Here is a 23,166-nt window from a genome sequence, read left to right on the forward strand (position 1 = left end):
CCGTACTCACTCGTTGTTCAGTTTTCAAAGATCAAACTCGCATAATGTCTTACTTTGTTTCGTCACCGCGTCTCAGTGGCGACCTTTATAATATATCATCTCTTTTTAAGATTTGCAAGAGTTTTTTTAATTTCTTTTTTTTGAGCAAATTCTTTAAAAAGGAACGAAAATTAATTTACCATGAATATTGAATAGAGTCAATACTTTTTTTGATATCAGAAAGTATAAGCTTTTAAAAATAGTTTACTTCCTGATATCTGATGTAGTTTCTACCTTTTTCATTGTTTAGTTTGTGGGACTCGCCCTCTGCGAGCATATTTTGATAGTTCCTTGGCGGGTGCAAAACGGGCATACATGCGGAAGACTGTTTTATATCGAAGTGCGATTGCGTAGCGAATATCTTGATCCAATCGAGTATCGCTCATATCAAGCAGCATTTCATCTAGCTCCTTACGAAGAACGTAGTCAAGTTCCTTGCATTCTTTTTCGTTAAACAGCATTCCCAACATATGACCATACTCCCTTATCAGCAGATTATAAAGTACTTATATTTGCTCAACTATTGTTCCAATCTTTACCTATTTTTAAACTCAACTGCTAAGGTTTCAAACTTATCCGATTAATCTTTGCCTTTTCTTTAGGCTCTCCCCTTTGTTATGTTCAATTTTCAAGAAATATATAAATAATTGGCCATAATATTTTATTGTGACAATAAACGATAAGTTATGCCACTCTCAATTGCAGCTGCTATAAGCAGTAAGATGACAGACCATATGGACACCCTCAACGTTTGTTTCATAAATACATCCCACGACAGGCCAGTTTCTTTACGCTTTAGCCCTATGCTTGTACCTATAGTAGACATTATGTTGATTCCGAACTTCAATCCGAAAGCACAGGCGATAATCAAAACTGGCAATTCAATCACACCATGAGGCAGTAACCCTTTTACAACAACCTCATAGATACTTCTTCCTATATCTGTCTGCAAGTGTACTACGAACCCTAATACCATACCGTTCACAATCAAAAATATAAACGGTACGATTCCAAATACAGCCCCCATAAATATAACCAGCACACATTTAATTGCATTATTGAAAAAGATAAATACAAAAAAACTCCATTGTGGATGCTCAGAATTCTGCAAGCGCTGCGCTACTTCTCCCAGCCCCTTCATTTGTTGCGCCAGCATGGATTGAATAGTGCCTGTACTTAACCATCCCACTATAATACTTGTGCAGAAAAGAATTGCAGAGATAAAAATTAGCCGTCTTGTCGTGTGTAAATCGTGAAAAAAAGCTTTTAGTCCCATTTGATAATTCCTCCTATTAGTCCAATGGAATAATTGACAACCCCCGGCATAGCTTTAAGTAAACAAGCACTTCTAGGATGAAAGGAGCGTTATTAACCATGAATTCTTTTTTCTATGTATTAAACGGTAAAAAAATCAAACGATTCTTAATCGTAATGGCTGCAGCCGTCTTTACCGTTGGAGTCATTTATGTAGAAACCGATAATGTTACGGTTTTTTCCGAGGAAGCACCAACCGCTATTTATAGTGTACCCACGGACAAAAAGTTGATCGCTCTCACCTTTGATATTAGTTGGGGGGATAAGCGTACTGCCCCCATCTTAAAAGTCCTTGAGGATAAAAAAGTGACCAAGTCCACCTTTTTCCTTTCTGCCCCTTGGAGTAAAACACATCCAGAGCTTGTGAATCAGATTAAAGAAAGTGGATTTGAAATCGGCAGTCATGGCCATAAACATGAAAATTACAGTAGCTTAAGCGATGAAGATATTCGTAAGCAGATTTCAATTGCTCATACCACATTAACCGAACTGACGGGACAGTCCCCGAAGTTGATCCGTATGCCTAATGGCGACTTTGATAAAAGGGTCCTTCAGGTTGCCGGCACTTTAGGCTACAAAACCATTCAGTGGGATACAGATTCCCTGGATTGGAAAAACCCTGGTACTCAGGTCATAATCGACCGTGTTGTAAATAAAGCGCATCCTGGCGATATCGTCCTTCTGCATGCCAGTGATTCCTGTAAACAAACGCATGAAGCCTTGCCCGTCATTATCGACAAGTTGCGTGCACAGGGCTATGAATTCGTGACTGTATCTGAACTGCTTCAACAGGGTACAGTAAAAGGCAAAGAGGTACGCGATCAGGCACTGGGTCTTTAAGGAGTTATTTTACATCGTTCTCAGCTAAAAACCAAAAGCAAATCGACATATTTCTCCCCATTCATCCGCATACTATCCACATTCATGATGAAGGAGGAATACGGCCATGAATTGGACTCGTTTGCGATTTGTTAGCACGGTATGCGTACTGGGCGTTGCACTGAGTGGATGCGGCTCGGATCAGGGTTCTGCGCCCCCCCAGAACAGTTATAAAGAGATGAAAACGATGGTTGTCGATATCCTGAAAAGTGATGACGGAAAAAAAGCGGTAGAGGAAGCTTTAACTGGGGAAAACAGTTCATCCAAAGAAGGACAATCCGGTCAAAGCAGTGAAGAGGGTGGATCTGGTGGTGGGGCTGGTGGCAGCATGGGAATGAAGATGCTTATGCCCATGCAATCGGCTGAGCAGATGAAGATCGCAGTCAAAGATACTTTGATATCACCTGAATATAAAAAAGAAATCGAAAAGATTATGACTGATCCGCGTTTTGCCGGAGAATTTGCCAAAGCCATCAACAGCCAAAGCAAACAGCTTCATATGCAACTTATAAAAGACCCTTCTTATCAAAAATCAATTGAAGCAATGCTCAAGTCGCCAGAATTAACCAAAATGTATATGGACTTAACTAAAACCCCTGAATATCGCAAACAATCTATGACAGTCATGCATGATGCCATGCAAAATCCGATTTTCCGACTTGAGGTTATGAATTTACTCAAAACCGTCGTACAAGAGGAGCTTCAACCCAAGGTTGAGAAAAAAAGTGGTGAGCAAGGCGGTGCAGGCGGCGATAAGCAAGGTGGTGGCGGCGGCGAAGGTGGGGGCGAAGGAGAACAAGGAGGAAGCCAATAATAAAAAGGCTGGTTTAAAAACCAGCCTTCAGGCTGTCGAGAAAGTCTCGACAGCCTATTTTATGTTAATTTTGTTTAAGACGACACCGCGTTAATGTTGTATAATATAGGTAACTATTGTAGAACGGATGGTGTTGATATGCTACGCTCCAACCGCGAAAAACAACAATCCTACGAATTTGTTTCCATCGAAGATCTGGTTCCTCAAGATCACTTGCTCCGCAAAGTAGATAAGTATATCGATTTTTCGTTTATCGATGATAAAGTTCGACCACTGTATTGTGCAGACAACGGGCGTCCTGCCATTGATCCTACCGTATTGTTTAAAATGATCTTTCTCGGTTATTTCTATGGCATTCGCTCAGAACGGCAACTCGAGCGAGAAATTCAGACGAACCTAGCTTATCGTTGGTTTCTGGGGTTGGGCTTAACGGATAAAGTTCCGGACCATACGACGATTAGCTGGAATCGTCGCACTCGCTTTAAAGACACCACGATCTTTCAAGATATCTTCGATGAAATTGTGCTGCAGGCGATCTCTCACCGAATGGTGGGTGGGCGTGTTCTCGTCACCGATTCCACACACGTCAAAGCCAATGCTAACAGGCACCAGTACACCAAAGAACAAGTGTTGCAGAATACTAAAGACTATATGGACGAGCTGAACGAAGCGGTGAAGGATGACCGGAGAAACCACGGAAAAAAGCCTTAAAATCCCGAGAGGAAGTGAACGAAGAAAAAGAAATTAAAGTGAGCAAAACAGACCCGGACAGCGGCTATATGATCCGTGATGGCAAGCCCGAAGGCTTCTTCTATCTGGACCACCGCACGGTGGATATGAAGTACAATCTGATTACGGACGTGCATGTGACACCAGGGAATGTACATGATTCTGTCCCCTATTTGTCCCGTTTGGATCGCCAAAGAGAACGTTTTGGTTTTCAAGTAGAAGCTGTTGCACTAGATTCAGGTTATTTAACAACGCCGATTTGCCGAGGTTTGCAGAACCGAAAGATTTTTGCCGTGATTGCTCACCGAAGATTCCATCCCAGACAAGGACTATTTCCGAAATGGAAGTTTGAATACGATGCCAAACGCAATGCGTATAGATGCCCAGCCCAACAGGAACTGCCCTACCGAACGACGGACCGTAAGGGATACCGGCAGTATGCCTCTGACCCAGCTCAGTGCCAGCATTGCCCACTGCTAAGTCAGTGTACCCAGTCTCGAAACCACCGCAAAGTGGTGACTCGGCATGTCTGGGAAGACAGCAAAGAGTGGGTACGGAGCAACCGGCTGAGCCCATCTGGTAAAAAGCTGTACCGCAAACGAAAAGAGACGATTGAGCGAAGCTTCGCGGATGCCAAAGAGCTCCATGGGTTTCGCTATTGCCGTTTGCGCGGTCTTCCAAACGTCAGGGAACAAGCCCTTATGACGGCAGCCGTGCAGAACATGAAGAAGATGGCGATCCACCTAGATCGCCTGGAGAAACAGGGGTAACCCCCCCTGCTTCTCCAGAGACCAGAGCATTATGATGTGAAAAAGAAACCCACGTCTCAAAATGACGGGGTTTCTCGACAATCTGGGCTGGTTTAAAAACCAGCCTTTTTTCTTTATTTAGATTTCGTGTGCAAGATCATAATTTGAGCAGCAATATCATTGTAAATGGCTCCTGTCGCCGACTCGGATTTATATACTGATGGAGAAAAGTCGGCTTCTGACGGATGATTATCTGGAATACCCAGCGGAATTTGAGCAAGAAGTTTTGTATGAAGAGTGTCTGCCAGCATAGCCCCTCCTCCTCGCCCAAAAACATAGTCCTTTTCTCCAGTGGAGGACACATAATAAGACATGTTCTCCACAACACCGATGACCTTATGATCCGTTTGAAGCGCCATTGCGCCTGCACGTGCAGCTACAAAAGCCGCCGTTGCATGTGGAGTAGTGACAATGATTTCTTCACTCTGCGGAATCATTTGATGTACGTCAAGCGCTACATCGCCAGTGCCTGGTGGTAAATCGAGAATCATATAGTCCAGTTTTCCCCATTCGACATCACTAAAAAACTGTCTGAGCATTCTCCCCAGCATGGGACCTCTCCAGATCACCGGGTTGTTCTCTCTGACAAAGAAGCCCATAGACATGATTTTGATACCAAATCGCTCCACTGGCTGAATGATACCCTCTTCGACAGAAGGCACATCCTCTACTCCAATCATATCCGGCACACTGAATCCATAGATATCCGCATCAATTAAACCCACACGCTTCCCATGTCTAGCTAAAGCAGCAGCCAAATTTACAGCTACTGTCGATTTTCCGACACCACCTTTTCCGCTTGCAATAGCAATAAACCGGACGCCAGATGCTGGGTTAAGCAGCTCATGTTCTTCCATACCGACAGCATGTCCTTTGGTCAAAACCGGGTCAGCGGCGTCCTCGGTATTCTCCCCAGCTTGAATTGCGGACTTTTCATGCTCAGATGCCTCACGAATACGAATATGGACGTGACTTAATCCCGCCTCTTCTAAAGTCTGCCGGATTTCCCGCTCCAGTTCTGCAAGCGTCTCTTCCTGGTTATTCAGACTAATAGCGGTCAAGGATACACGATCCTCTTTAACAACCACATCCCGAATAAAATGGAGATCGACTAGACGGCGTCCTGTATAAGGCTCCCGTACTTGTTGAAGTAACTCTATAACTTGCTCTCTTGATTGCATGATTTATCAGCACCTCTGCTTTGATGAATTTACGGAGTGGTAAACACTTACAGTATACCACTATCTGGCCTCAGGTGCTGGTGAGATCCCCTTTTCCCCGGCACAGTAACGCAAAATCCCCTTATATATGGACGCCGCCACCTGTCTTTGATAGTTCACGTCACTTAGTCGTCTGGCCTCCTCTGGATGGGACAAAAATCCGACTTCAACAAGGGCTGATGGCATTTTGAGAGCTTTCAATAAATAAACTGTGTTCACGGTCTTAGCCACTCTGTCCGTATTTTCCAAGTTACGTTTGATCTCTTCCTGAATTAAAGACGCCAAATTCTCGTTATCTGCATGGTTAGGTACGTAAAAGGTCTGGGCTCCACTCCAACGGCTCGACGGGATACTGTTCATATGAATACTTAGAAAGAGGTCTGCTTTCTGCTCCTCAATTATACGCACACGCTGCTTCAAATCCTCCGTTTTTCTTTTGGAATAACCTTTCGTTTCTTGCTGCGCCAGGTCACGGTCATCCTCACGTGTCATGACAACAACAGCACCTGCTTGCTGTAAATAATCCCGCAAATAAAAAGCGATTGCCAGATTAATATCCTTTTCAATAATCCCTTCTTTGCTAACCGCCCCTCCATCAGGCCCTCCGTGTCCAGCATCTATGGCAATTACTTTACCTGTAAGGGGTAAACTCCAATGGGTCCAAGCTCTCGAAGCAGGTATCTCATACAATGCCAGCGTAATAAATAGAACGGCGAGACAACAGCCCAACAGCATTTTTTGCAACGTCCGATAGCGAATCCACAGTGTAACCTCGTTTTTACGATTATTTTTTTGCATAACAAAACGCCTCCGTCCTATACAGATACTAATAATCTATATGGGACGAGGCGTGTAGATAGTACAACTCAGGCATGAACAAATTCCTTCATACCTTCAATCAGCACTTGAGCAACTTCCGGTCGTGTAAATTCAGGTGGCGGGCAAACCCCAGAGCGCAACAATTCCCGTACCTTGGTGCCCGAGAGCGTTAAATGTTGCTCCTTGGGATGTGGGCATGTTTTACTTGAAGCCATGTTTCCACATCGGGTGCAATAAAAGCTGTGTTCAAAGAACAATGGAGTAATCCCCAGCTCTTCAGGTGTAAAGTGCCTGAAAATTTCCTGTGCCTCGTAGGTACCATAATAGTCTCCTACACCAGCATGATCCCTTCCAACAATAAAATGGGTGCAGCCATAGTTCTTTCGCACAATAGCATGAAAAATGGCCTCTCTAGGGCCCGCGTATCGCATGGCAGCAGGAAATACCCCCAGAAAAGTCCGATCAGCCGGATAATAATTGTCCAGCAGCACCAGATAGCTCTTCATACGCACATCTGCCGGAACGTCATCTGACTTGGTTTCACCAACGAGTGGGTTTAGAAACAATGCATCCACAATCTCCATCGCGCTTTTTTGGATGTACTCATGTGCTCGGTGTACCGGATTTCGTGTTTGAAAACCGACCACTGTTTTCCAGCCTTTTTCTGCAAAATAGTCGCGTGTCTGTGATGGTGTATAGTAAAACTCACTAAATTGTGTGGCCTCCGGCCGATTCAGCACTTGCACAGATCCACCAACATACGTAGCAGGTCGATCTAACAGTTTGTTTACGCCAGGGTGAGCCGGGTCATCCGTCTTGAATACTCTTCTGGCTTCCTCAGCCTGATCTACCTGATAAATACTTTCAATATTAAGTACAGCATAAATGGTACCGTCTGTTTCCCCCACTAAAGCCACCTGCTGACCTAATTTCAATTCACTGGCTATACTTTCTGCAACTGCAAGAGTAATGGGAATACTCCAGACTGTACCATCGGCAAGACGCATATCTGTTACCACTGACCTATAGTCAGATTCATTCATAAACCCCGTCAAAGGAGAGAAAGCCCCCACTCCAATCAAATCCAGATCAGAAATGGTCCATGAGTTTACACGGATAGGAAACAATTCCTCTGCGGCCTGCAAAAGTGCTTTTTGCTTCGGTCCTGTAATGATTTTATCAACAAGTGTTCCGCCATGCGGAAGAATTGCAGTCATAATGCACTTCCCTTCTTCTTCATAAATATGACTCATAGCTACCTGAATATCATTTTATTGATGGAGCCCGCACTCCGTTTTCTCATTGCCAGACCAGCGACCTGCACGAGGATCTTCACCTGGTAGGACCTCACGGGTACATTGCTCACAACCGATACTTGGATAATTGCGGTCATGCAATGGATTATACAGCACTTCATGAGTGCGGATATAGTTCCATACATCCTCGGATGTCCAGCTTGCCAAGGGGTTAAATTTAACGAGTCCAAACTTTTCATCATACTCTATCTTTTTTGAATTCGCGCGAGTAGGGGCCTGATCGCGGCGAATACCGGTAATCCATGCATCGTATTGCGACAAAATGCGTGTCAGCGGCTCAACTTTGCGTATACCACAACATGTGTTAGGATCTGTTTTCCACAGTTCCTCTCCATGTTTAGCCGCTTGCTCTTCGGGAGTAATTAAGGGAGAGACTCTAACAAAATCCAAGTTGTACCTGGCCTTCATCTGATCTCGCGTATCGTAAGTTTCTTGAAAATGAAAGTCGGTGTCCAAGTAAAAAATGTCGGTGGAAGGGCTAATTTTTTGAAGCATGTCTACTAGTACTACATCTTCTGCTCCGAAGCTACAAGCAAAGGTAAGATTGGGAAATGTAAGAACAGCATACTGGATAATTTCCTCTGGCGTAGCATCTTCCAGTTCAATTGCCTTGACTCTAATCAACGCTTCTTTCTCCAATAAATTCATTATCAATGCGCCTCCATATGAAGATTCATAAATAGTGTCACTCCAATACCGACTAAACTAATAAGATTAAATACAGTATAAAACTTTCTTAATCATTGTCAATCCAAGGCAAAATGTCCTGATGCAAGCATTTATCCACCCAAACTTGTAGGAATGTTGTTCTGTCAGCATTCTTTAATGCTTTCTTGCGTATCCAACCAAGTACATTGACTTTATATAAAATATTCTTATACCAAACATTTGAGAATGGTACATAAGCTCTTTGGTTACTAAAGGTAACTATTGTAGCTGAAAGTATGCTTGAATTAGGGATTTTTTCCGTCAAGAAAGATGGCTTGTTCTCCACCCTGTCGAAGACAAAGATGTACTAACAGTACGCTTTTAAAAAAAGGCCTTTCTTATACAACAACATATGGAAGTAGTTTGGTCCTTGAAGGAATATTCCCTATGGTGACTTTGGAAGAGCAAACCGAACGTACGGATAAGCATTTTTTTGACAACCTATCATGCTACGTAAAATCACTTGGTTGAATGATTTGATAGCCAAAATGTTTTTTTGTACTTAACGTCTGCTTGCGGATTTTCTGAGTAAAATGCTTTAGAGTCAACTAGGAGCAGCGTATCCTAATCCTGTGCCCAGTGCGAGGCAGCCATCGGTAATACTGAACAGCTTTGGGTTGCTTGATCATGCAAAACTATCTATAGAAGATAACAAGCATCGTTTCTGAATCTAAGATTATCGAAGGACGCCAACTGAGGGATTTGAAAATACCTTTAGCTTCAGAATTCTTATTCTGCATTCAAAAGATGAAGTCCGTATGTGGATAAGTTCAGAAGAGGGTAAAAGCGAAATAGCATTTACCCGAATTTTTAGCCAGATGAAACCACTATACTATTCAGGAGCTCTGGCGTCAGCGATACCTTCATTGTGGAAATTATAAAAGAAATGACTCCGCGCTGAATTCTTATTATGCCTCTATCCAATCCTATAGCGCTTGTAGAGGCAATTACCGAACAATTGATCCACTGGACACAAACAAGGCTCTTATCGCTCTGGAAGTCTTTTTAAAGCTGTCATCAATGAGGAGCGATTTTATGAGGGTAAACAGTCGGACAATGCATAGTGCTCCTGTTTATAGTTTGTGGCGATTGCTGTGTAGACTATTTCTATTACCAGCAACAAGTACATCGCCGTTGCAATTGCAGCAGCCTAGGCAGCCGACAGTTAGGTTAAGGATCGTCCTTCTGCTCAGTACACACAAATAAAAAGAGGTATTCCTTGCTGTATCCCTGCTGCGCCCAAAACAGCTCTACAAGAGGCATAGACAGTGCTCCCAGAACATATCAACGAGAACTTTACATAAACAGGTGAAAGCAAAGTACCCTCGCGAAACAGCACTTAGCAGAGAATATTAAGACCAGGCTAAACTAAATAGCCGGACAATATATTTAGTCACAGGTTATAAACATTACAGAATAAACTACGTTGAAATAGCAAACTGTATTTGTGTATAACAATATCATCTTCAATTCCTTCGTGGATAACTTCTCGTTTTCCGTGCATTTGCATGCGGTTATTTATGTATTCGCTGAAACATGCCGAAACTCATAGCTTTAAACTAGGTCTACTTATCCACATGTGGGTAATGATTAGGAAATTAAAAAAAGAACCCTTTCCATAAGGAAAAGGTTCTTCTGTATTCGAAATATTAACGTTTCGAGAACTGTGGTGCACGACGAGCGGCTTTGAGACCGTATTTTTTACGTTCTTTCATACGTGGGTCACGAGTCAAGAAGCCTGCTTTTTTCAAAGCTGGACGGAATTCCGGATCTGCTTTCAACAAAGCACGGGAAATACCGTGGCGAATTGCGCCGGCTTGACCAGAGATACCACCACCATGAGCGATAACGAGTACGTCATAGCTACCAACTGTTTCTGTCAGGTTCAGTGGTTGTTTTACGATCAGTTTGAGAGTTTCCAAACCGAAATATTCATTAATATCACGCTTATTGATGACAATGCGTCCTTCACCCGGTACGAGACGAACACGAGCTACCGAATGTTTACGACGACCTGTCCCATAGTATTGTACTTGTGCCATGAAACTGTCCTCCCTTTTAATTATCCGCGAAGTTCGTAAACTTCAGGTTTTTGTGCTGCATGTGGATGCTCAGTGCCTCTGTAAGCTTTAAGTCTCAGCTTCATTTTCTCGCCTTGACGAGTTTTAGGAAGCATACCGTGAACAGCCAATTCCAACATGCGCTCAGGCTTGTTCTTAACCATTTCTTGTGCAACCGTTACTTTCAGACCACCCGGATGCAGGGAGTGACGGTAGTATTTCTTGTTCTCCATTTTTTTACCGGTCAATACGATTTTTTCCGCATTGATTACAACAACAAAATCACCTGTGTCCACATGTGGTGTAAACTGTGGCTTGTGTTTGCCGCGAATCAACGCAGCCGCTTCGCTTGCCAGACGACCGAGCGTTTTGCCTTCGGCATCAATGATGTGCCAGTTGCGCTCAACTTCATTTGGCTTCGCCATATACGTAGTACGCATGAAAAGTATCCTCCTTAAGTTCGTTAACAGAAATCATCATTTATCTTCGTTCGTTAAGTTGCTGCATTATTGATGGATTAGATGTTACTTTAAAGTGATTATCTTAATTGGGGCTGTGGGAAAGCCATTAAGAAAACACAACTTTTATATTACAGGATAACCATCAATTCCGCAAGAGTAAAATCAATGTTTTTTGATGTTTTCGTCGTACTCTACATTCCAGAGAGTTAAAGCGTGTCCGACGGCCGTAGGTCCAGCCTTTGAACGATTTTTCGCCTCCAAAATGGAAGGAATATCATCCGACGATTTTTTGCCTTCTCCCACTTCCAGCAAAGTCCCCATAATAATCCGAACCATGTGCTGCAAAAATCCGCTACCTGTAATATAAGTATGAATAATTCCCTGATCATCCGAGCCCGGACGTGAAAAGGAATGGTCTACTGTCATATAGGCTTCGTAAATAGTGCGAACATGATTCGTCTTTTGGGAACGTCGAGATGCGAACGAAGTATAATCAAAGGTGCCAACTAAATGAGCCAACCCTTCCTCCATCGCTCTTACATCCAGACTCGTTGGATGATGGGCCTGTGTACGACGGTGAAAGATGTCCGGAAACCGGTTCGCATTAATACTGTACCGATATGTCTTCCGCTTCGCCATGCGGCGTGCATGAAAGGACATTGGCACCTCTCTCGCATCCGTAACGATGATATCACGAGGCAACCAGGCATTAAGTGCCAGACACCAGCGCTGTATTGGAATCGGCGATTCAGTGTGAAAATTGAATACCTGCCCGTATGCATGTACACCTGCATCTGTACGGCCTGAGCCTGTAATTTTAAGACGCTCGCCCGTCAATGAGTAGATAGCATGTTCAAGGCAGTCCTGAATAGTGTTACCGTTAGGCTGCGTCTGAAAGCCATCATAGTGGGTTCCGTCATAGTTCACCTTCATGCACAAGTTCCGCATGCTTCTCACACCTTTATAGGGGTATTCTCTGGCCTTACAAGGAATAACCGAACATAACAAAGGAGAAGTCCCTCAAGGACTCCTCCAAGAGAAAAAAAGGGTTGTTCAGAATCAAGCCGATTCTGTCCACCCTTCCCTCATCTTCGCCTGTTTACGCGCGGTCAACCAATTCCAGATATACCATTGGAGCGGCGTCGCCACGACGAGGTCCCAATTTCAAGATACGAGTGTATCCACCTGGACGCTCAGTGTAACGTGTAGCCAATTCGCTAAACAGCTTTTGGATTGCATCCTGCTCACCATCCAAAGTTTCACGGCGAACGAACGCAGCCACTTGACGACGTGCGTGCAGATCTCCTTTTTTCGCTTTGGTGATCAGTTTTTCAGCAATAGAACGAACTTCTTTTGCTTTAGCCTCAGTAGTTTGGATACGCTCATACAAGAACAGATCGGTTACCAAATCACGAAACAAAGCTTTACGGGCACTGGAGTTACGGCCCAATTTTTGGTATGCCATGTAATTTCCCCTCCTTCACAAAAACGTTGCTGTACTATTCTTCCGTACGAAGTCCTAAACCAAGTTCCTCGAGCTTCTCTTGTACTTCTTCCAAAGATTTGCGACCCAAGTTACGGACCTTCATCATATCTTCTTCAGATTTAGTCGTGAGTTCTTGTACCGTATTGATACCAGCGCGCTTAAGGCAGTTATAGGAACGGACGGAGAGATCCAGCTCTTCGATCGTCATTTCAAGAACTTTTTCTTTCTTGTCTTCTTCTTTTTCAACCATAATTTCAGCATCTTTAGCCTCGTCCGTGAGACCCACGAACAACATCACATGCTCGGTCAAAATTTTGGCTCCAAGGCTCACTGCTTCCTCGGGACGAATACTTCCGTCAGTCCAAACCTCAAGTGTCAGCTTGTCATAATTCGTAACCTGGCCGACACGCGTATTTTCTACGCCGTAGTTCACGCGTGCAATCGGAGTGTAGATGGAGTCGACGGGAATGACGCCGATCGGCTGGTCATCACGTTTGTTCCGATCCTGCTTAACGTAACCGCGACCGCGATTGGCAAAAATACGCATGTGAAGTCTCGAACCCGGTCCGAGCGTAGCAATGTGAAGATCCGGATTAAGAATTTCCACATCACTATCCGCACGGATATCTCCTGCCGTTACAACTCCTTCGCCTTCCGCATCGATTTCGAGTACTTTCTCTTCATCCGAGTGGATTTTAAGCGATAAAGCTTTCAAGTTCAGAATGATCTCCGTTACGTCTTCCTTCACACCGGGAACCGTTGCAAACTCGTGCAGAACCCCATCGATTTGAACCGATGTGACTGCTGCCCCCGGTAACGAGGATAACAGAATACGGCGAAGCGAGTTTCCAAGCGTCGTACCGTATCCGCGTTCCAGCGGTTCTACTACGAATTTTCCATAGGTGCCATCATCATTGACGTCAACCGTCTCAATTTTCGGCTTTTCGATTTCTATCACTGCAATATCCCTCCTTCAAAACGTCGCTCCTATATGAAACATTCACCTTATCCATAGTCTATCATGCAGTATACCTAAACATCCATTCTTGGCAGTTTGTGCCGGATCTATACTACACGCAGAGGAGAAATCTCATTAGACGCGACGACGTTTTGGAGGACGGCATCCGTTATGAGGTACCGGAGTTACGTCTTTGATCAGGTTAACTTCCAAACCAGCAGCTTGCAAAGAGCGGATTGCTGCTTCGCGACCTGCACCAGGTCCTTTAACCATGACTTCGACAGTTTTCATGCCGTGTTCCATAGCAGCTTTAGCAGCAGTTTCTGCGGCCATTTGCGCTGCGAATGGAGTAGATTTACGGGAACCACGGAATCCCATGCCGCCTGAGCTGGCCCAAGAGATTGCGTTACCGTGTGGATCTGTGATCGTAACGATCGTGTTGTTGAACGTGGAACGGATGTGTGCCACGCCAGTCTCGATATTTTTACGGTCACGGCGTTTTGTACGTACAACTTTTTTCGGTTTAGCCATTGAATGTTATCCTCCCTTCTTATTTCTTTTTGTTCGCTACAGTCCGACGAGGACCTTTACGCGTACGAGCATTAGTTTTAGTACGTTGTCCGCGAACAGGCAACCCACGACGGTGACGAACACCACGGTAGCAGCCAATCTCAGTCAGACGTTTAATATTCAAGGAAATTTCACGACGCAGATCGCCTTCTACTTTAACTTCTTTGTCGATCGTTTCACGTAATTTGCTCACTTCATCTTCAGTCAAATCACGAACACGCGTGTTTGCACTGATGCCTGTTTCCTTCAAGATTTTCTGAGAAGTCGTTTTACCGATTCCGAAAATGTAAGTCAAGGCGATCTCAACGCGTTTGTCACGTGGCAAATCCACACCAGCTATACGAGCCATTTTACGCTACACCCCCTTCTATTAACCTTGTTTTTGTTTGTGTTTCGGATTTTCGCAAATAACCATTACATTCCCTTTGCGGCGAATGACTTTGCATTTTTCGCAAATAGGTTTTACAGAAGGTCTTACCTTCATGTTGATTACCTCCTCCAAGCTTTACCCTGGTAAAACTCGCTTCGTGAACATTCACATCGTTTTGCCGAGCAAAACAAGTTTTTTTAAATGATATACGTTTAATAAAAACCTGCATGAATTACTTGCGGTACGTTATACGGCCTTTGGTTAAATCGTAAGGCGATAACTGTACAACCACCTTGTCGCCTGTCAAAATACGGATAAAGTGCATCCGCAGCTTTCCGGAAACATGAGCAAGAATTTGATGACCGTTCTCCAGCTCTACCTTGAACGTAGCGTTCGGCAGTGGCTCGATTACCGTACCTTCAACCTCAATGACATCTTCTTTGGCCAAAGTCAGTCTCCTTTCTCTTCAGCTTGGTATTCGGACGAATCCAGGAAAGTTTTCACTGCATGGCGCAGCTTTCCATTCGTCACCCGACCGCTTTCGTTTAAACTGTTTACAATCTCGCTACTAATCTTTGGCTGAGGCACCAAATGAAGAACATTTTTCTTCTTCGCTTGATCAAACTTTCGTTTATCCCCATCCGCAATATATACAAACCTGCTATCTGCTACTGAAACGACAACCGCAATCTGTCCGGCACCTCTGCCTTTCAGAATCTTCACCAGCTGACCGATTTGCAGGTTTCCTTGCTGAATCATTCCAATCACCTACGCACTCAGTTTCGTGAAAATGTCCATGCCGCCCGTTCCGCACGTCACCGCTTGCTCGTTATGAGCACATGAGGTTACGTTGATCGTAACGACCGTCCAGTTGTCTTCCAGCGCCCCTACATGGTGAGAACCTATTTGAATCATAGATTCAATAGCCAGCACAATGCCGGTTTTCAGCCTCGGCCCCTGCTCAGGAATACCACGGTTTGGATTCTCAATATATTGCCGAATGGCATGCGACATTGTAAACTGGCGAGTTTTCGCGATGATATCGCCTTTGTTTAACTTGCGTTTGCCGGGAAATCCGTGCACCAGTTGTTCGTTGACTGAAGCGCAAATGCTAGCAGGAAAACCGTTATAACCTTTAAAAGACGGCACAGCTCCCTGACTGCGAATATACCGATCAGCTAAATGATCAAGTTCACCGGTCGTAATACCGGGCTCGATGTGTCCTGCCAAGAAATGATCCGTTTCCGTAACTATTCTCTCAGCTTTCCTCATAAAGCTTGATTCCGCCCCCGACTTGCAAATGATCATTACAGCTAACCCCGCAACAAGGACACGATATTTTGGGAAACCACATCAATATCCTGTTCTCCGTCGATATGACGCAGAAGATTCTGGTTCTCATAAAACGTGAGGAGTGGTGCTGTTTTATTACTATATTCGTCAAGTCGTGTTCTTACGCTATCTTCATTATCGTCAGGACGCTGATAGAGTTCCCCACCGTCTTTGTCGCAAATGCCTTCAACCTTAGGAGGATTAAAGACAATATGATAGCTAGTTCCGCAGGTTTTACAAACCCGCCGTCCTGTGATTCGTGCCAACAAGTTGTCACTATCCACTTTCAAGTTAATAACGTCATCTAGCTTCGTATTCAAACGACCCAAAATTTGATCCAAGGCTTCAGCCTGAGCCAAAGTTCTTGGAAAACCGTCCAGCAAGAACCCTTTCTTGCAATCTGGCTGTTGCAGCCGTTCTTCAACGATGCCGATTGTTACGTCATCCGGAACAAGTTCACCCTTGTCGATATATTCTTTAGCTTTAATGCCAATAGGTGTTCCCTGTTTCATCGCTAGGCGAAAAGCATCACCTGTCGAGATATGAGGAATGCCGAATTCCTTCACAATGACATCTGCTTGTGTACCTTTACCAGCCCCCGGAGGGCCCATGATCAAAATATTCACAATCTGTCACTCCTCAAGACGACCCCTACACAAGAAACAGCACAAAAGGTGCCGGTAAGCATGCGAACATCCTAAGCCGGTACCTATTGCCTATTTGTTGATGAAGCCTTTGTAATGGCGTTTGATCAGTTGGCTTTCGATTTGCTTCATTGTATCCAATGCTACACCAATGATGATGAGCAATGAAGTACCGCCAATTTGCACGGAACGAGGCAAGCCCGAAAGCGAACCGAAGAATACCGGCAAAACGGATATGACTGCCAGAAACAAAGCTCCTGTCATTGTCAAACGTGACATTACTCGTGTCAAGTATTTCTCCGTGGCTTTACCCGGACGAATTCCCGGAACATAACCGCCGTTTTTCTTCATATTGTCGGCCATTTGCTGCGGATTCATCTGTACAAAGGTATAGAAGAATGTGAAACCGATAATCATTACGACATACAAAACCATGCCCAGCGGCTTGTCATAATACAAGTAAGTGGTAACCCACTTAGCCCAAACATGATCTGCCCAGAAACTCGCAATAATTGTCGGGAATTGCAGCAATGATACCGCAAAGATTACCGGAATAACGCCTGCCGCATTAATTTTCATCGGAATATGCGTATTCTGGCCACCGTACATTTTGTTGCCAACTACACGTTTCGCGTATTGTACCGGGATTTTCCGAATACCTTGCTGGATGTAGATAACACCAACAATAATCAGAACAATCACCAGAGCAATTATAATTGCCTTCAGAATATTCATAAACAGCTGATCCGCCTGAATAAACTGAGATTCTACAACCGTCCGAATATGTCTTGGAATACCCGCCGCAATCCCTGCGAAGATAACAATAGAGATACCATTGCCGATTCCCTTTTCGGTAATTTGCTCACCGAGCCACATAAGGAACGTAGTTCCTGCTGTAAGCACAATGGCAATGACCAGATAATCTGCAAAAGTGGCTCCTGGAATCATCGCTGCACCGTACAGTCGATTAAAACCAATCGACGTTCCGAATGCTTGAATCAGGCCAAGTATTACCGTACCATAACGCGTAATTTGAGCCAACTTCTTTTTACCATGCTCTCCTTGTTTAGCCCATTCCGCAAGTTTCGGAATCACGTCCATTGACAGCAACTGTACAATGATGGACGCTGTAATATATGGCATAATCCCGAGGGCGAAGATCGAAAACTGATACAATGCGCCCCCTGAGAAGGTGTTAAGGAGTCCAAACAACTCGCTTCCTGCTTGATCCTGAGAAGTAAAGACTTGCTTGTTCACGCCGGGAACCGGCACGAAGGAGCCAATACGATATACAAAGAGTATAAACAGGGTGAACAGGATTCGGGTTCTAAGATCCTCAACCCGCCATATATTTTTCAGGGTCTTGAACATTAGATCACCTCGGTTTTACCGCCGGCAGCTTCAATTTTCTCTACCGCAGATTGAGAGAACTTGTTCGCTTTAACTGTCAATTTCACAGTGATTTCACCGTTACCCAGAATTTTAATTCCGGATTTGGCGTTTTTCACAATGCCATTGTTCAGCAAAAACTCAGGGCTTACTTCTGTACCCGCTGCAAAACTGTTCAAATCTTCGATATTCAAAACCGCATACTCTTTACGAGTAGGATTTACGAAACCGCGTTTAGGCAAGCGACGATACAGTGGGTTTTGACCACCCTCGAAGCCCGGACGTACACCACCGCCGGAACGAGCGTTTTGACCTTTATGACCACGACCAGAAGTTTTACCCGTACCACTACTAGGACCACGACCCAAACGTTTACGTTCTTTGCGGGAGCCTGGAGCTGGGGAAAGCTCATGTAACTTCATCGTTCGTTGCACCTCCTTGATTATTGTTAAGATACTTTATTTCTTAAGCCTCAATTTCTTTAACAGAAACCAAATGGCTAACTTGATTAATCATCCCGCGAATAGCTGCATTGTCGGGTTGAACTACTTTATGGTTGATTTTACGCAAGCCGAGCGTTTTAACAGTCGTTCTCTGATTACCAGGACGGCCGATCAACGAACGAACGAGGGTAATTTCTAATTTCGCCATGATATTCCCTCCTTAGCCCAGCAGCTCTTCGATGGATTTGCCGCGCAATTTTGCAACTTCTTCAGCGCGTTTCAAACGGGACAAACCTTCCAAAGTCGCATTGACCATATTCATGGAATTCGAAGAACCCAAAGATTTTGTCAAGATATCACCTACACCAGCAAGTTCCAGTACAGCACGAACCGGACCGCCAGCGATAACTCCAGTACCTTCCGATGCCGGTTTCAACAGAACCCGGCCAGCACCGAACTTACCTGTAACAAGGTGAGGAATTGTTGTTCCTACGAGTGGAACGTGAACCAGGTTTTTCTTAGCATCTTCAATACCTTTGCGAATTGCATCAGGTACTTCGCCAGCTTTACCGATTCCAGCGCCTACCCAGCCGTTGCCGTCGCCCACTACTACCAGAGCACTGAAGCTGAAACGGCGTCCGCCTTTGACAACTTTAGCTACACGATTAATATTTACTACTCTTTCAGTCAGTTCCAAAGTATTCGGATCTACACGCAAGTCGTTAACCTCCTTTTGAGAAATGTCTTAGAATTCAAGGCCTGCTTCGCGAGCTGCATCAGCCAAAGCTTGAATCCGTCCATGATACAAGTATCCACCACGGTCAAATACGATGTTAGCATGACCTTTTTCTTTCGCACGTTTAGCAACGAGTTCGCCAACCTTACGAGCTGCTTCTACACTACCGCCGTTTTTGATTTCGCTGCTCAGTTCTTTATCCATAGTGGATGCAGATACCAATGTTACACCAGCTACATCATCAATCAGTTGTGCGTAGATATGCTTGGAAGAGCGGAATACGTTCAAACGAGGACGTACAGCCGTACCTTCGATTTTCTTACGTACACGCAGATGTCTTCTGACACGTGCTTTATTTTTATCTTGTTTTGTAATCATCTCAAGTTTTCACTCCCTTCAGTTTGCCTTTTAAATCTTTATACTAAGACGCACTGGGTAAAAAAGAAGTACGAAGTCTTTCCAGCAGAAAGACCGCACAAAGTCGGTAAGAAACTTATTTCTTCTTACCGGCTTTACCTTCTTTACGGATGATGCGCTCGCCTTCGTATTTAATCCCTTTACCTTTGTACGGTTCAGGTTCACGAACGGAACGAATTTTAGCAGCGTAAGCACCTACACGCTCTTTATCAATTCCGCGAACGATGATTTTAGTGTTCGAAGGAACTTCGAATTCGATGCCCGCTTCCGGTGTGATTTCAACCGGATGAGAATATCCAACGTTCAGAACGATTTTATCTCCGGATTTGCTTGCACGATATCCGACCCCAACCAGCTCCAGAGATTTTGAAAATCCTTCAGTTACACCACTTACCATGTTGCTGACAACGCTGCGGGTTGTTCCATGCAAAGAGCGGTGAAGTTTGTTGTCCGAAGGACGAACTACATTAATTTCATTGTTTTCCACAGTAACGGACATGTCTTTATGAAGCTCACGAGTCAATGTTCCTTTAGGACCTTTAACTGTGATCGCTGTGTTGTTCAAAGTCACGTCAACACCACTTGGTACTGTGATTGGTTTACGACCAATACGGGACATATCTGTTGCACCTCCTATCTTTTAAACGTTATCTTACCAAACGTAGCAAACAACTTCTCCGCCGGCTTTAGACTGACGTGCTTCTTTGTCGGTCATGATACCTTTGGATGTTGAAATGATTGCGATCCCGAGTCCACCCAGTACGCGTGGAATCTCATTGCTCTTCGTGTAAACGCGAAGGCCTGGTTTACTGATTCTTTTCAAACCTGTGATAACACGCTCGTTGTTCGCACCGTATTTCAAGAAAATACGGATGATCCCTTGTTTGCTATCTTCAACAAATTCCGCATCACGAATGAATCCTTCACGTTTCAGGATGTCGGCGATTTGTTTTTTCATTGTAGATGCAGGCATTTCTACTGTTTCGTGACGAACTGTGTTCGCGTTACGAATACGAGTAAGCATATCTGCAATTGGATCAGACATAGTCATTGTGTATAAACCTCCTTCCCAAACAGGACTTTTTACCAGCTTGCTTTTTTCACGCCAGGAATCTGGCCTTTATAAGCTAATTCACGGAAGCAAATTCTGCAGATCTTAAACTTTTGCAGTACCGAATGTGGACGACCACAACGCTCGCAACGAGTGTAAGCACGAACTTTAAACTTTGGTGCGCGTTGTTGTTTGACTTTCATCGAAGTTTTTGCCACTTAGCCTGACACCTCCTAAATAGTTTCGGAGAACAGGGTGTCTTTAAAATCAGACGCCCGAAACGTTATGCCAACATTATTTTGCGAAAGGCATGCCCAGCTGAGTCAGAAGCTCACGGGACTCTTCGTCAGTTTTGGCAGTCGTTACGATAACGATGTCCATACCACGAACTTTATCAACTTGATCATACTCGATTTCCGGGAAGATCAACTGTTCTTTCAGACCAAGCGTGTAGTTACCACGTCCGTCGAAAGCTTTTGTTGATACACCATGGAAGTCACGTACGCGAGGAAGAGTAATGTTGAACAATTTGTCCAAGAAATAATACATACGCTCGCCACGAAGTGTTACCTTTACACCGATTGGCATGTTTTCACGCAATTTAAAACCTGCGATAGATTTTTTCGCGCGAGTGATTACTGGCTTTTGACCAGCGATCAGCTGCATGTCGTTGAGAGCTGAATCAAGCACTTTGGAGTTTTGGACTGCGTCGCCAACACCCATGTTGATTACAACTTTCTCGATTTTAGGCACTTGCATCACTGTTGTATAGTTGAACTTCTGCATCAAAGCAGGAGTGATTTCTTTCAAGAAACGTTCTTTCATTCTTGTTGTAGCCATGAATCATATACCTCCTTTCTTTAAAAAATAATTAGTCGATCACTTCGCCAGAACGTTTTGCAATGCGCACTTTTTTTCCGTTGTCCAAAACTTTGTAACCAACACGGGTTACTTTTCCGCTCTTCGGATCAATGTGCATAACGTTGGAAACGTGAATCGGAGCTTCTTTCTCGATGATGCCGCCTTGTGGATTCAGCTGATTAGGCTTTTGGTGTTTTTTAATCATGTTAACACCTTCCACAAGCACACGGTTTTGACGAGGGTAGGCAGCGATAACGCGACCTTTTTTACCTTTATCTTTACCTGTAATCACCAGAACAGTGTCGTCTTTTTTGACGTGCAGCTTGTTGTTATGGGATTCCAGAACTTTTTTCACTTTTGGCATTTCGTACACCTCCTACGGGCACATTTTAAGGTGAGTTTAGATCACTTCCGGAGCCAAGGAAACGATTTTCATGAAGTCCTTGTCACGAAGTTCGCGAGCAACTGGTCCGAAAATACGAGTACCACGTGGGCTCTTGTCTTCTTTAACGACCACTGCTGCGTTCTCGTCAAATCCGATGTAGGAACCGTCTTTACGGCGGATAGAACGTTTAGTACGAACAACAACCGCTCTTACTACATCACCCTTTTTGACAACGCCGCCTGGTGTTGCTTGTTTTACGGAACAAACGATCAGGTCACCAATTTGAGCTGTACGACGTCCCGTACCACCGAGCACACGGATACACATCAGTTCCTTCGCGCCGGAATTGTCAGCTACAGTCAAACGTGTAAATGGTTGAATCATTTATTTATCCTCCTTTCGGAAAAACTACACTACATTAGATTATAACAGCTTTTTCAACGATTTCGACCAGTCTCCAGTTTTTGTCTTTGGACAAAGGGCGAGTTTCCATGATTTTAACAGTATCACCGATTTGTGCAGTGTTGTTTTCATCATGAGCTTTGAATTTCTTAGTTACTTTAATGCGTTTATGGTAGAGATCATGTTTTTTGTAAGTTTCTACAGCAATCACAATCGTTTTATCCATTTTGTCGCTGACTACTTTACCGACTAATACTTTACGGGCATTACGTTCGCTCATTGTTGGCCTCCTTCCTAATTACAGGCGGATTTTCCACCCGGTCTGATATCTTAGCTAATCCCAAGTTCTCTTTCACGGATCACAGTTTTAGCACGAGCAATTTCCTTACGCACAGCGCCGATCCGAGTCGGGTTATCAAGCTGACCGGTAGCGAGTTGAAAACGAAGGTTAAAAAGTTCTTCTTTAAAACCGGAGATCTTTTGTTCGATTTCAGCAGTGGTTAGGTTGCGGAATTCACTAGCCTTCATTTGCTTCACCACCCAATTCTTCACGTTTCACAAACTTAGTTTTGATTGGCAGTTTGTGAGCGGCAAGACGCATTGCTTCACGAGCAATCTCTTCCGGAACACCAGCAAGTTCAAACATAATCTTGCCTGGTTTCACTACTGCAACCCATTTTTCTACGTTACCTTTACCACTACCCATACGAACCTCAAGAGGCTTCTGAGTAATTGGTTTATCAGGGAAAATTTTAATCCAAACCTTACCACCACGTTTGATGTAACGAGTCATCGCAATACGAGCAGCTTCGATTTGACGGTTAGTAATCCATGCAGGTTCAGTAGCTTGCAAACCGTACTCACCAAAGTTCAGTGTAGTACCGCCTTTTGCACGACCCTTCATATGACCACGTTGTTGTTTACGATGTTTTACGCGTTTTGGTACCAACATGA

General features: G+C 44.2%; 35 protein-coding genes. 3 read left to right on the forward strand and 32 right to left on the reverse strand.

The genetic code is table 11. The features are described from left to right. Positions 1 to 278: 278 nt before the first annotated feature. Together MLD56_RS22360 and MLD56_RS22365 are read right to left on the reverse strand one after the other, a co-directional pair. The gene (locus tag MLD56_RS22360; RefSeq protein WP_013312131.1) at positions 279 to 509 is read right to left on the reverse strand and encodes a hypothetical protein; all 231 of its coding nucleotides are present in this window, start codon (positions 507 to 509) and stop codon (positions 279 to 281) included. A gap of 191 nt (positions 510 to 700) precedes the next feature. Further along, a complete protein-coding gene (locus tag MLD56_RS22365) occupies positions 701 to 1,315 on the reverse strand; it encodes a stage II sporulation protein M (protein ID WP_029517533.1) in 615 nt (204 codons plus the stop codon). Positions 1,316 to 1,413: 98 nt separating this feature from the next. On the opposite strand from MLD56_RS22365, the gene pdaB reads away from it, so the two are divergent. The 3 genes from pdaB to MLD56_RS22380 all read left to right on the forward strand — a co-directional run bounded on the left by pdaB (position 1,414) and on the right by MLD56_RS22380 (position 4,545). Beyond that, positions 1,414 to 2,193, forward strand: a complete 780-nt coding sequence (gene pdaB, locus MLD56_RS22370; RefSeq protein ID WP_023990485.1) for a polysaccharide deacetylase family sporulation protein PdaB — start codon at positions 1,414 to 1,416, stop codon at positions 2,191 to 2,193. A gap of 106 nt (positions 2,194 to 2,299) precedes the next feature. Continuing rightward, complete coding sequence (gene gerD / locus MLD56_RS22375; protein ID WP_029517534.1) at positions 2,300 to 3,046, forward strand: spore germination lipoprotein GerD; 747 nt, start codon at positions 2,300 to 2,302, stop codon at positions 3,044 to 3,046. A gap of 138 nt (positions 3,047 to 3,184) precedes the next feature. Beyond that, positions 3,185 to 4,545 (forward strand): IS1182 family transposase gene (locus MLD56_RS22380; protein WP_241113430.1). Its coding sequence is split into 2 segments (ribosomal slippage): positions 3,185 to 3,752 and positions 3,752 to 4,545, totalling 1,362 coding nucleotides; the frame shifts between segments, so codons are not numbered across the junction. A gap of 113 nt (positions 4,546 to 4,658) precedes the next feature. Here the strand turns inward: MLD56_RS22380 and MLD56_RS22385 are convergent. The 30 genes from MLD56_RS22385 to rplP form a co-directional block, all read right to left on the reverse strand. Next, positions 4,659 to 5,765 carry an Mrp/NBP35 family ATP-binding protein gene (locus tag MLD56_RS22385; RefSeq protein ID WP_029514480.1) on the reverse strand — a complete coding sequence of 369 codons (1,107 nt, stop codon included), beginning with the start codon at positions 5,763 to 5,765 and terminating at the stop codon, positions 4,659 to 4,661. A 60-nt stretch (positions 5,766 to 5,825) separates the two neighbouring features. Continuing rightward, positions 5,826 to 6,602: an N-acetylmuramoyl-L-alanine amidase CwlD gene (cwlD, locus tag MLD56_RS22390; protein ID WP_029514481.1), complete on the reverse strand. Its 777-nt coding sequence runs from the start codon at positions 6,600 to 6,602 to the stop codon at positions 5,826 to 5,828. Between the two features lie 68 nt (positions 6,603 to 6,670). Beyond that, positions 6,671 to 7,840: a sulfate adenylyltransferase gene (sat, locus tag MLD56_RS22395; protein ID WP_029514482.1), complete on the reverse strand. Its 1,170-nt coding sequence runs from the start codon at positions 7,838 to 7,840 to the stop codon at positions 6,671 to 6,673. 54 nt (positions 7,841 to 7,894) lie between these two features. After that, on the reverse strand, positions 7,895 to 8,587 hold the full coding sequence (locus MLD56_RS22400; protein ID WP_029514483.1) for a phosphoadenylyl-sulfate reductase: 693 nt from the start codon (positions 8,585 to 8,587) through the stop codon (positions 7,895 to 7,897). A gap of 1,709 nt (positions 8,588 to 10,296) precedes the next feature. Then, positions 10,297 to 10,689 carry a 30S ribosomal protein S9 gene (rpsI, locus tag MLD56_RS22405; RefSeq protein WP_013312140.1) on the reverse strand — a complete coding sequence of 131 codons (393 nt, stop codon included), beginning with the start codon at positions 10,687 to 10,689 and terminating at the stop codon, positions 10,297 to 10,299. A 20-nt stretch (positions 10,690 to 10,709) separates the two neighbouring features. Then, entirely contained in the window at positions 10,710 to 11,147 is a 438-nt protein-coding gene (rplM, locus tag MLD56_RS22410) for a 50S ribosomal protein L13 (protein WP_013312141.1), read from the reverse strand. Between the two features lie 183 nt (positions 11,148 to 11,330). Next, on the reverse strand, positions 11,331 to 12,116 hold the full coding sequence (gene truA / locus MLD56_RS22415; RefSeq protein WP_029514484.1) for a tRNA pseudouridine(38-40) synthase TruA: 786 nt from the start codon (positions 12,114 to 12,116) through the stop codon (positions 11,331 to 11,333). 151 nt (positions 12,117 to 12,267) lie between these two features. After that, positions 12,268 to 12,633 (reverse strand): 50S ribosomal protein L17, encoded by a 366-nt coding sequence (gene rplQ / locus MLD56_RS22420; RefSeq protein WP_013312143.1) that lies wholly within the window; start codon positions 12,631 to 12,633, stop codon positions 12,268 to 12,270. A 34-nt stretch (positions 12,634 to 12,667) separates the two neighbouring features. Beyond that, the gene (locus MLD56_RS22425; RefSeq protein WP_007432558.1) at positions 12,668 to 13,612 is read right to left on the reverse strand and encodes a DNA-directed RNA polymerase subunit alpha; all 945 of its coding nucleotides are present in this window, start codon (positions 13,610 to 13,612) and stop codon (positions 12,668 to 12,670) included. A gap of 135 nt (positions 13,613 to 13,747) precedes the next feature. Next, positions 13,748 to 14,143: a 30S ribosomal protein S11 gene (gene rpsK / locus MLD56_RS22430; RefSeq protein WP_013312144.1), complete on the reverse strand. Its 396-nt coding sequence runs from the start codon at positions 14,141 to 14,143 to the stop codon at positions 13,748 to 13,750. Between the two features lie 19 nt (positions 14,144 to 14,162). Continuing rightward, a complete protein-coding gene (gene rpsM, locus MLD56_RS22435; protein WP_007432560.1) occupies positions 14,163 to 14,531 on the reverse strand; it encodes a 30S ribosomal protein S13 in 369 nt (122 codons plus the stop codon). Positions 14,532 to 14,552: 21 nt separating this feature from the next. After that, a complete protein-coding gene (gene rpmJ / locus MLD56_RS22440; RefSeq protein WP_003333770.1) occupies positions 14,553 to 14,666 on the reverse strand; it encodes a 50S ribosomal protein L36 in 114 nt (37 codons plus the stop codon). 118 nt (positions 14,667 to 14,784) lie between these two features. Further along, on the reverse strand, positions 14,785 to 15,000 hold the full coding sequence (gene infA / locus MLD56_RS22445; RefSeq protein ID WP_006212898.1) for a translation initiation factor IF-1: 216 nt from the start codon (positions 14,998 to 15,000) through the stop codon (positions 14,785 to 14,787). A 2-nt stretch (positions 15,001 to 15,002) separates the two neighbouring features. Continuing rightward, positions 15,003 to 15,311 (reverse strand): KOW domain-containing RNA-binding protein, encoded by a 309-nt coding sequence (locus tag MLD56_RS22450; protein WP_013312145.1) that lies wholly within the window; start codon positions 15,309 to 15,311, stop codon positions 15,003 to 15,005. Positions 15,312 to 15,320: 9 nt separating this feature from the next. Beyond that, positions 15,321 to 15,860, reverse strand: a complete 540-nt coding sequence (locus MLD56_RS22455) for a M24 family metallopeptidase (protein ID WP_029514485.1) — start codon at positions 15,858 to 15,860, stop codon at positions 15,321 to 15,323. A 5-nt stretch (positions 15,861 to 15,865) separates the two neighbouring features. Further along, the gene (locus tag MLD56_RS22460) at positions 15,866 to 16,510 is read right to left on the reverse strand and encodes an adenylate kinase (RefSeq protein WP_029514486.1); all 645 of its coding nucleotides are present in this window, start codon (positions 16,508 to 16,510) and stop codon (positions 15,866 to 15,868) included. 90 nt (positions 16,511 to 16,600) lie between these two features. Beyond that, on the reverse strand, positions 16,601 to 17,899 hold the full coding sequence (secY, locus tag MLD56_RS22465; RefSeq protein WP_029514487.1) for a preprotein translocase subunit SecY: 1,299 nt from the start codon (positions 17,897 to 17,899) through the stop codon (positions 16,601 to 16,603). Then, a complete protein-coding gene (rplO, locus tag MLD56_RS22470; protein WP_013312149.1) occupies positions 17,899 to 18,339 on the reverse strand; it encodes a 50S ribosomal protein L15 in 441 nt (146 codons plus the stop codon). The genes secY and rplO overlap by 1 nt, the downstream gene beginning before the upstream one ends. Positions 18,340 to 18,382: 43 nt before the next feature. Next, a complete protein-coding gene (gene rpmD, locus MLD56_RS22475) occupies positions 18,383 to 18,568 on the reverse strand; it encodes a 50S ribosomal protein L30 (RefSeq protein ID WP_013312150.1) in 186 nt (61 codons plus the stop codon). 12 nt (positions 18,569 to 18,580) lie between these two features. Next, complete coding sequence (gene rpsE / locus MLD56_RS22480) at positions 18,581 to 19,078, reverse strand: 30S ribosomal protein S5 (protein WP_013312151.1); 498 nt, start codon at positions 19,076 to 19,078, stop codon at positions 18,581 to 18,583. Positions 19,079 to 19,105: 27 nt separating this feature from the next. After that, positions 19,106 to 19,474: a 50S ribosomal protein L18 gene (gene rplR / locus MLD56_RS22485; protein WP_007432568.1), complete on the reverse strand. Its 369-nt coding sequence runs from the start codon at positions 19,472 to 19,474 to the stop codon at positions 19,106 to 19,108. Between the two features lie 115 nt (positions 19,475 to 19,589). Next, positions 19,590 to 20,132: a 50S ribosomal protein L6 gene (gene rplF / locus MLD56_RS22490; protein WP_029514488.1), complete on the reverse strand. Its 543-nt coding sequence runs from the start codon at positions 20,130 to 20,132 to the stop codon at positions 19,590 to 19,592. Between the two features lie 33 nt (positions 20,133 to 20,165). Continuing rightward, positions 20,166 to 20,564, reverse strand: coding sequence for a 30S ribosomal protein S8 (gene rpsH / locus MLD56_RS22495; RefSeq protein WP_007432570.1), 399 nt, complete (start codon positions 20,562 to 20,564; stop codon positions 20,166 to 20,168). A 32-nt stretch (positions 20,565 to 20,596) separates the two neighbouring features. Next, on the reverse strand, positions 20,597 to 20,782 hold the full coding sequence (locus MLD56_RS22500) for a type Z 30S ribosomal protein S14 (protein ID WP_010348808.1): 186 nt from the start codon (positions 20,780 to 20,782) through the stop codon (positions 20,597 to 20,599). Between the two features lie 76 nt (positions 20,783 to 20,858). Next, positions 20,859 to 21,404 (reverse strand): 50S ribosomal protein L5, encoded by a 546-nt coding sequence (gene rplE, locus MLD56_RS22505; protein WP_007432571.1) that lies wholly within the window; start codon positions 21,402 to 21,404, stop codon positions 20,859 to 20,861. 31 nt (positions 21,405 to 21,435) lie between these two features. After that, a complete protein-coding gene (gene rplX, locus MLD56_RS22510) occupies positions 21,436 to 21,789 on the reverse strand; it encodes a 50S ribosomal protein L24 (protein WP_013312155.1) in 354 nt (117 codons plus the stop codon). 36 nt (positions 21,790 to 21,825) lie between these two features. Then, positions 21,826 to 22,194, reverse strand: coding sequence for a 50S ribosomal protein L14 (rplN, locus tag MLD56_RS22515; RefSeq protein ID WP_007432573.1), 369 nt, complete (start codon positions 22,192 to 22,194; stop codon positions 21,826 to 21,828). Between the two features lie 34 nt (positions 22,195 to 22,228). Further along, on the reverse strand, positions 22,229 to 22,492 hold the full coding sequence (gene rpsQ, locus MLD56_RS22520; RefSeq protein ID WP_007432574.1) for a 30S ribosomal protein S17: 264 nt from the start codon (positions 22,490 to 22,492) through the stop codon (positions 22,229 to 22,231). Positions 22,493 to 22,542: 50 nt separating this feature from the next. Beyond that, positions 22,543 to 22,740 carry a 50S ribosomal protein L29 gene (rpmC, locus tag MLD56_RS22525; protein ID WP_007432575.1) on the reverse strand — a complete coding sequence of 66 codons (198 nt, stop codon included), beginning with the start codon at positions 22,738 to 22,740 and terminating at the stop codon, positions 22,543 to 22,545. Continuing rightward, a complete protein-coding gene (rplP, locus tag MLD56_RS22530; RefSeq protein ID WP_007432576.1) occupies positions 22,730 to 23,164 on the reverse strand; it encodes a 50S ribosomal protein L16 in 435 nt (144 codons plus the stop codon). The genes rpmC and rplP overlap by 11 nt, the downstream gene beginning before the upstream one ends. Positions 23,165 to 23,166: the final 2 nt, after the last annotated feature.

The sequence above is a fragment of the Paenibacillus peoriae genome, assembly GCF_022531965.1.
GTDB lineage: Bacteria > Bacillota > Bacilli > Paenibacillales > Paenibacillaceae > Paenibacillus > Paenibacillus polymyxa_D.

Excerpts from the sequence above, each read along its gene's own strand:
- rplX (WP_013312155.1), bottom strand. The coding sequence starts at position 21,789 with ATGCCAAAAGTGAAAAAAGTTCTGGAATCCCATAACAACAAGCTGCAC.
- rplF (WP_029514488.1), bottom strand. The coding sequence starts at position 20,132 with ATGTCCCGTATTGGTCGTAAACCAATCACAGTACCAAGTGGTGTTGAC.
- pdaB (WP_023990485.1), top strand. The coding sequence starts at position 1,414 with ATGAATTCTTTTTTCTATGTATTAAACGGTAAAAAAATCAAACGATTC.
- rplR (WP_007432568.1), bottom strand. The coding sequence starts at position 19,474 with ATGATTACAAAACAAGATAAAAATAAAGCACGTGTCAGAAGACATCTG.
- rpsH (WP_007432570.1), bottom strand. The coding sequence starts at position 20,564 with ATGACTATGTCTGATCCAATTGCAGATATGCTTACTCGTATTCGTAAC.
- MLD56_RS22365 (WP_029517533.1), bottom strand. The coding sequence starts at position 1,315 with ATGGGACTAAAAGCTTTTTTTCACGATTTACACACGACAAGACGGCTA.
- rpsQ (WP_007432574.1), bottom strand. The coding sequence starts at position 22,492 with ATGAGCGAACGTAATGCCCGTAAAGTATTAGTCGGTAAAGTAGTCAGC.
- MLD56_RS22360 (WP_013312131.1), bottom strand. The coding sequence starts at position 509 with ATGTTGGGAATGCTGTTTAACGAAAAAGAATGCAAGGAACTTGACTAC.
- rpmJ (WP_003333770.1), bottom strand. The coding sequence starts at position 14,666 with ATGAAGGTAAGACCTTCTGTAAAACCTATTTGCGAAAAATGCAAAGTC.
- rplM (WP_013312141.1), bottom strand. The coding sequence starts at position 11,147 with ATGCGTACTACGTATATGGCGAAGCCAAATGAAGTTGAGCGCAACTGG.
- rpsK (WP_013312144.1), bottom strand. The coding sequence starts at position 14,143 with ATGGCTAAACCGAAAAAAGTTGTACGTACAAAACGCCGTGACCGTAAA.
- rpmC (WP_007432575.1), bottom strand. The coding sequence starts at position 22,740 with ATGAAGGCTAGTGAATTCCGCAACCTAACCACTGCTGAAATCGAACAA.
- gerD (WP_029517534.1), top strand. The coding sequence starts at position 2,300 with ATGAATTGGACTCGTTTGCGATTTGTTAGCACGGTATGCGTACTGGGC.
- MLD56_RS22385 (WP_029514480.1), bottom strand. The coding sequence starts at position 5,765 with ATGCAATCAAGAGAGCAAGTTATAGAGTTACTTCAACAAGTACGGGAG.
- rplO (WP_013312149.1), bottom strand. The coding sequence starts at position 18,339 with ATGAAGTTACATGAGCTTTCCCCAGCTCCAGGCTCCCGCAAAGAACGT.
- rpmD (WP_013312150.1), bottom strand. The coding sequence starts at position 18,568 with ATGGCGAAATTAGAAATTACCCTCGTTCGTTCGTTGATCGGCCGTCCT.
- rpsI (WP_013312140.1), bottom strand. The coding sequence starts at position 10,689 with ATGGCACAAGTACAATACTATGGGACAGGTCGTCGTAAACATTCGGTA.
- rplE (WP_007432571.1), bottom strand. The coding sequence starts at position 21,404 with ATGGCTACAACAAGAATGAAAGAACGTTTCTTGAAAGAAATCACTCCT.
- MLD56_RS22400 (WP_029514483.1), bottom strand. The coding sequence starts at position 8,587 with ATGAATTTATTGGAGAAAGAAGCGTTGATTAGAGTCAAGGCAATTGAA.
- MLD56_RS22455 (WP_029514485.1), bottom strand. The coding sequence starts at position 15,860 with ATGATCATTTGCAAGTCGGGGGCGGAATCAAGCTTTATGAGGAAAGCT.
- rplQ (WP_013312143.1), bottom strand. The coding sequence starts at position 12,633 with ATGGCATACCAAAAATTGGGCCGTAACTCCAGTGCCCGTAAAGCTTTG.
- rpsM (WP_007432560.1), bottom strand. The coding sequence starts at position 14,531 with ATGGCTCGTATAGCTGGTGTGGATTTGCCACGTGACAAACGCGTTGAG.
- secY (WP_029514487.1), bottom strand. The coding sequence starts at position 17,899 with ATGTTCAAGACCCTGAAAAATATATGGCGGGTTGAGGATCTTAGAACC.
- sat (WP_029514482.1), bottom strand. The coding sequence starts at position 7,840 with ATGACTGCAATTCTTCCGCATGGCGGAACACTTGTTGATAAAATCATT.
- rplP (WP_007432576.1), bottom strand. The coding sequence starts at position 23,164 with ATGTTGGTACCAAAACGCGTAAAACATCGTAAACAACAACGTGGTCAT.
- cwlD (WP_029514481.1), bottom strand. The coding sequence starts at position 6,602 with ATGCAAAAAAATAATCGTAAAAACGAGGTTACACTGTGGATTCGCTAT.
- truA (WP_029514484.1), bottom strand. The coding sequence starts at position 12,116 with ATGCGGAACTTGTGCATGAAGGTGAACTATGACGGAACCCACTATGAT.
- rplN (WP_007432573.1), bottom strand. The coding sequence starts at position 22,194 with ATGATTCAACCATTTACACGTTTGACTGTAGCTGACAATTCCGGCGCG.
- MLD56_RS22450 (WP_013312145.1), bottom strand. The coding sequence starts at position 15,311 with ATGATTCAGCAAGGAAACCTGCAAATCGGTCAGCTGGTGAAGATTCTG.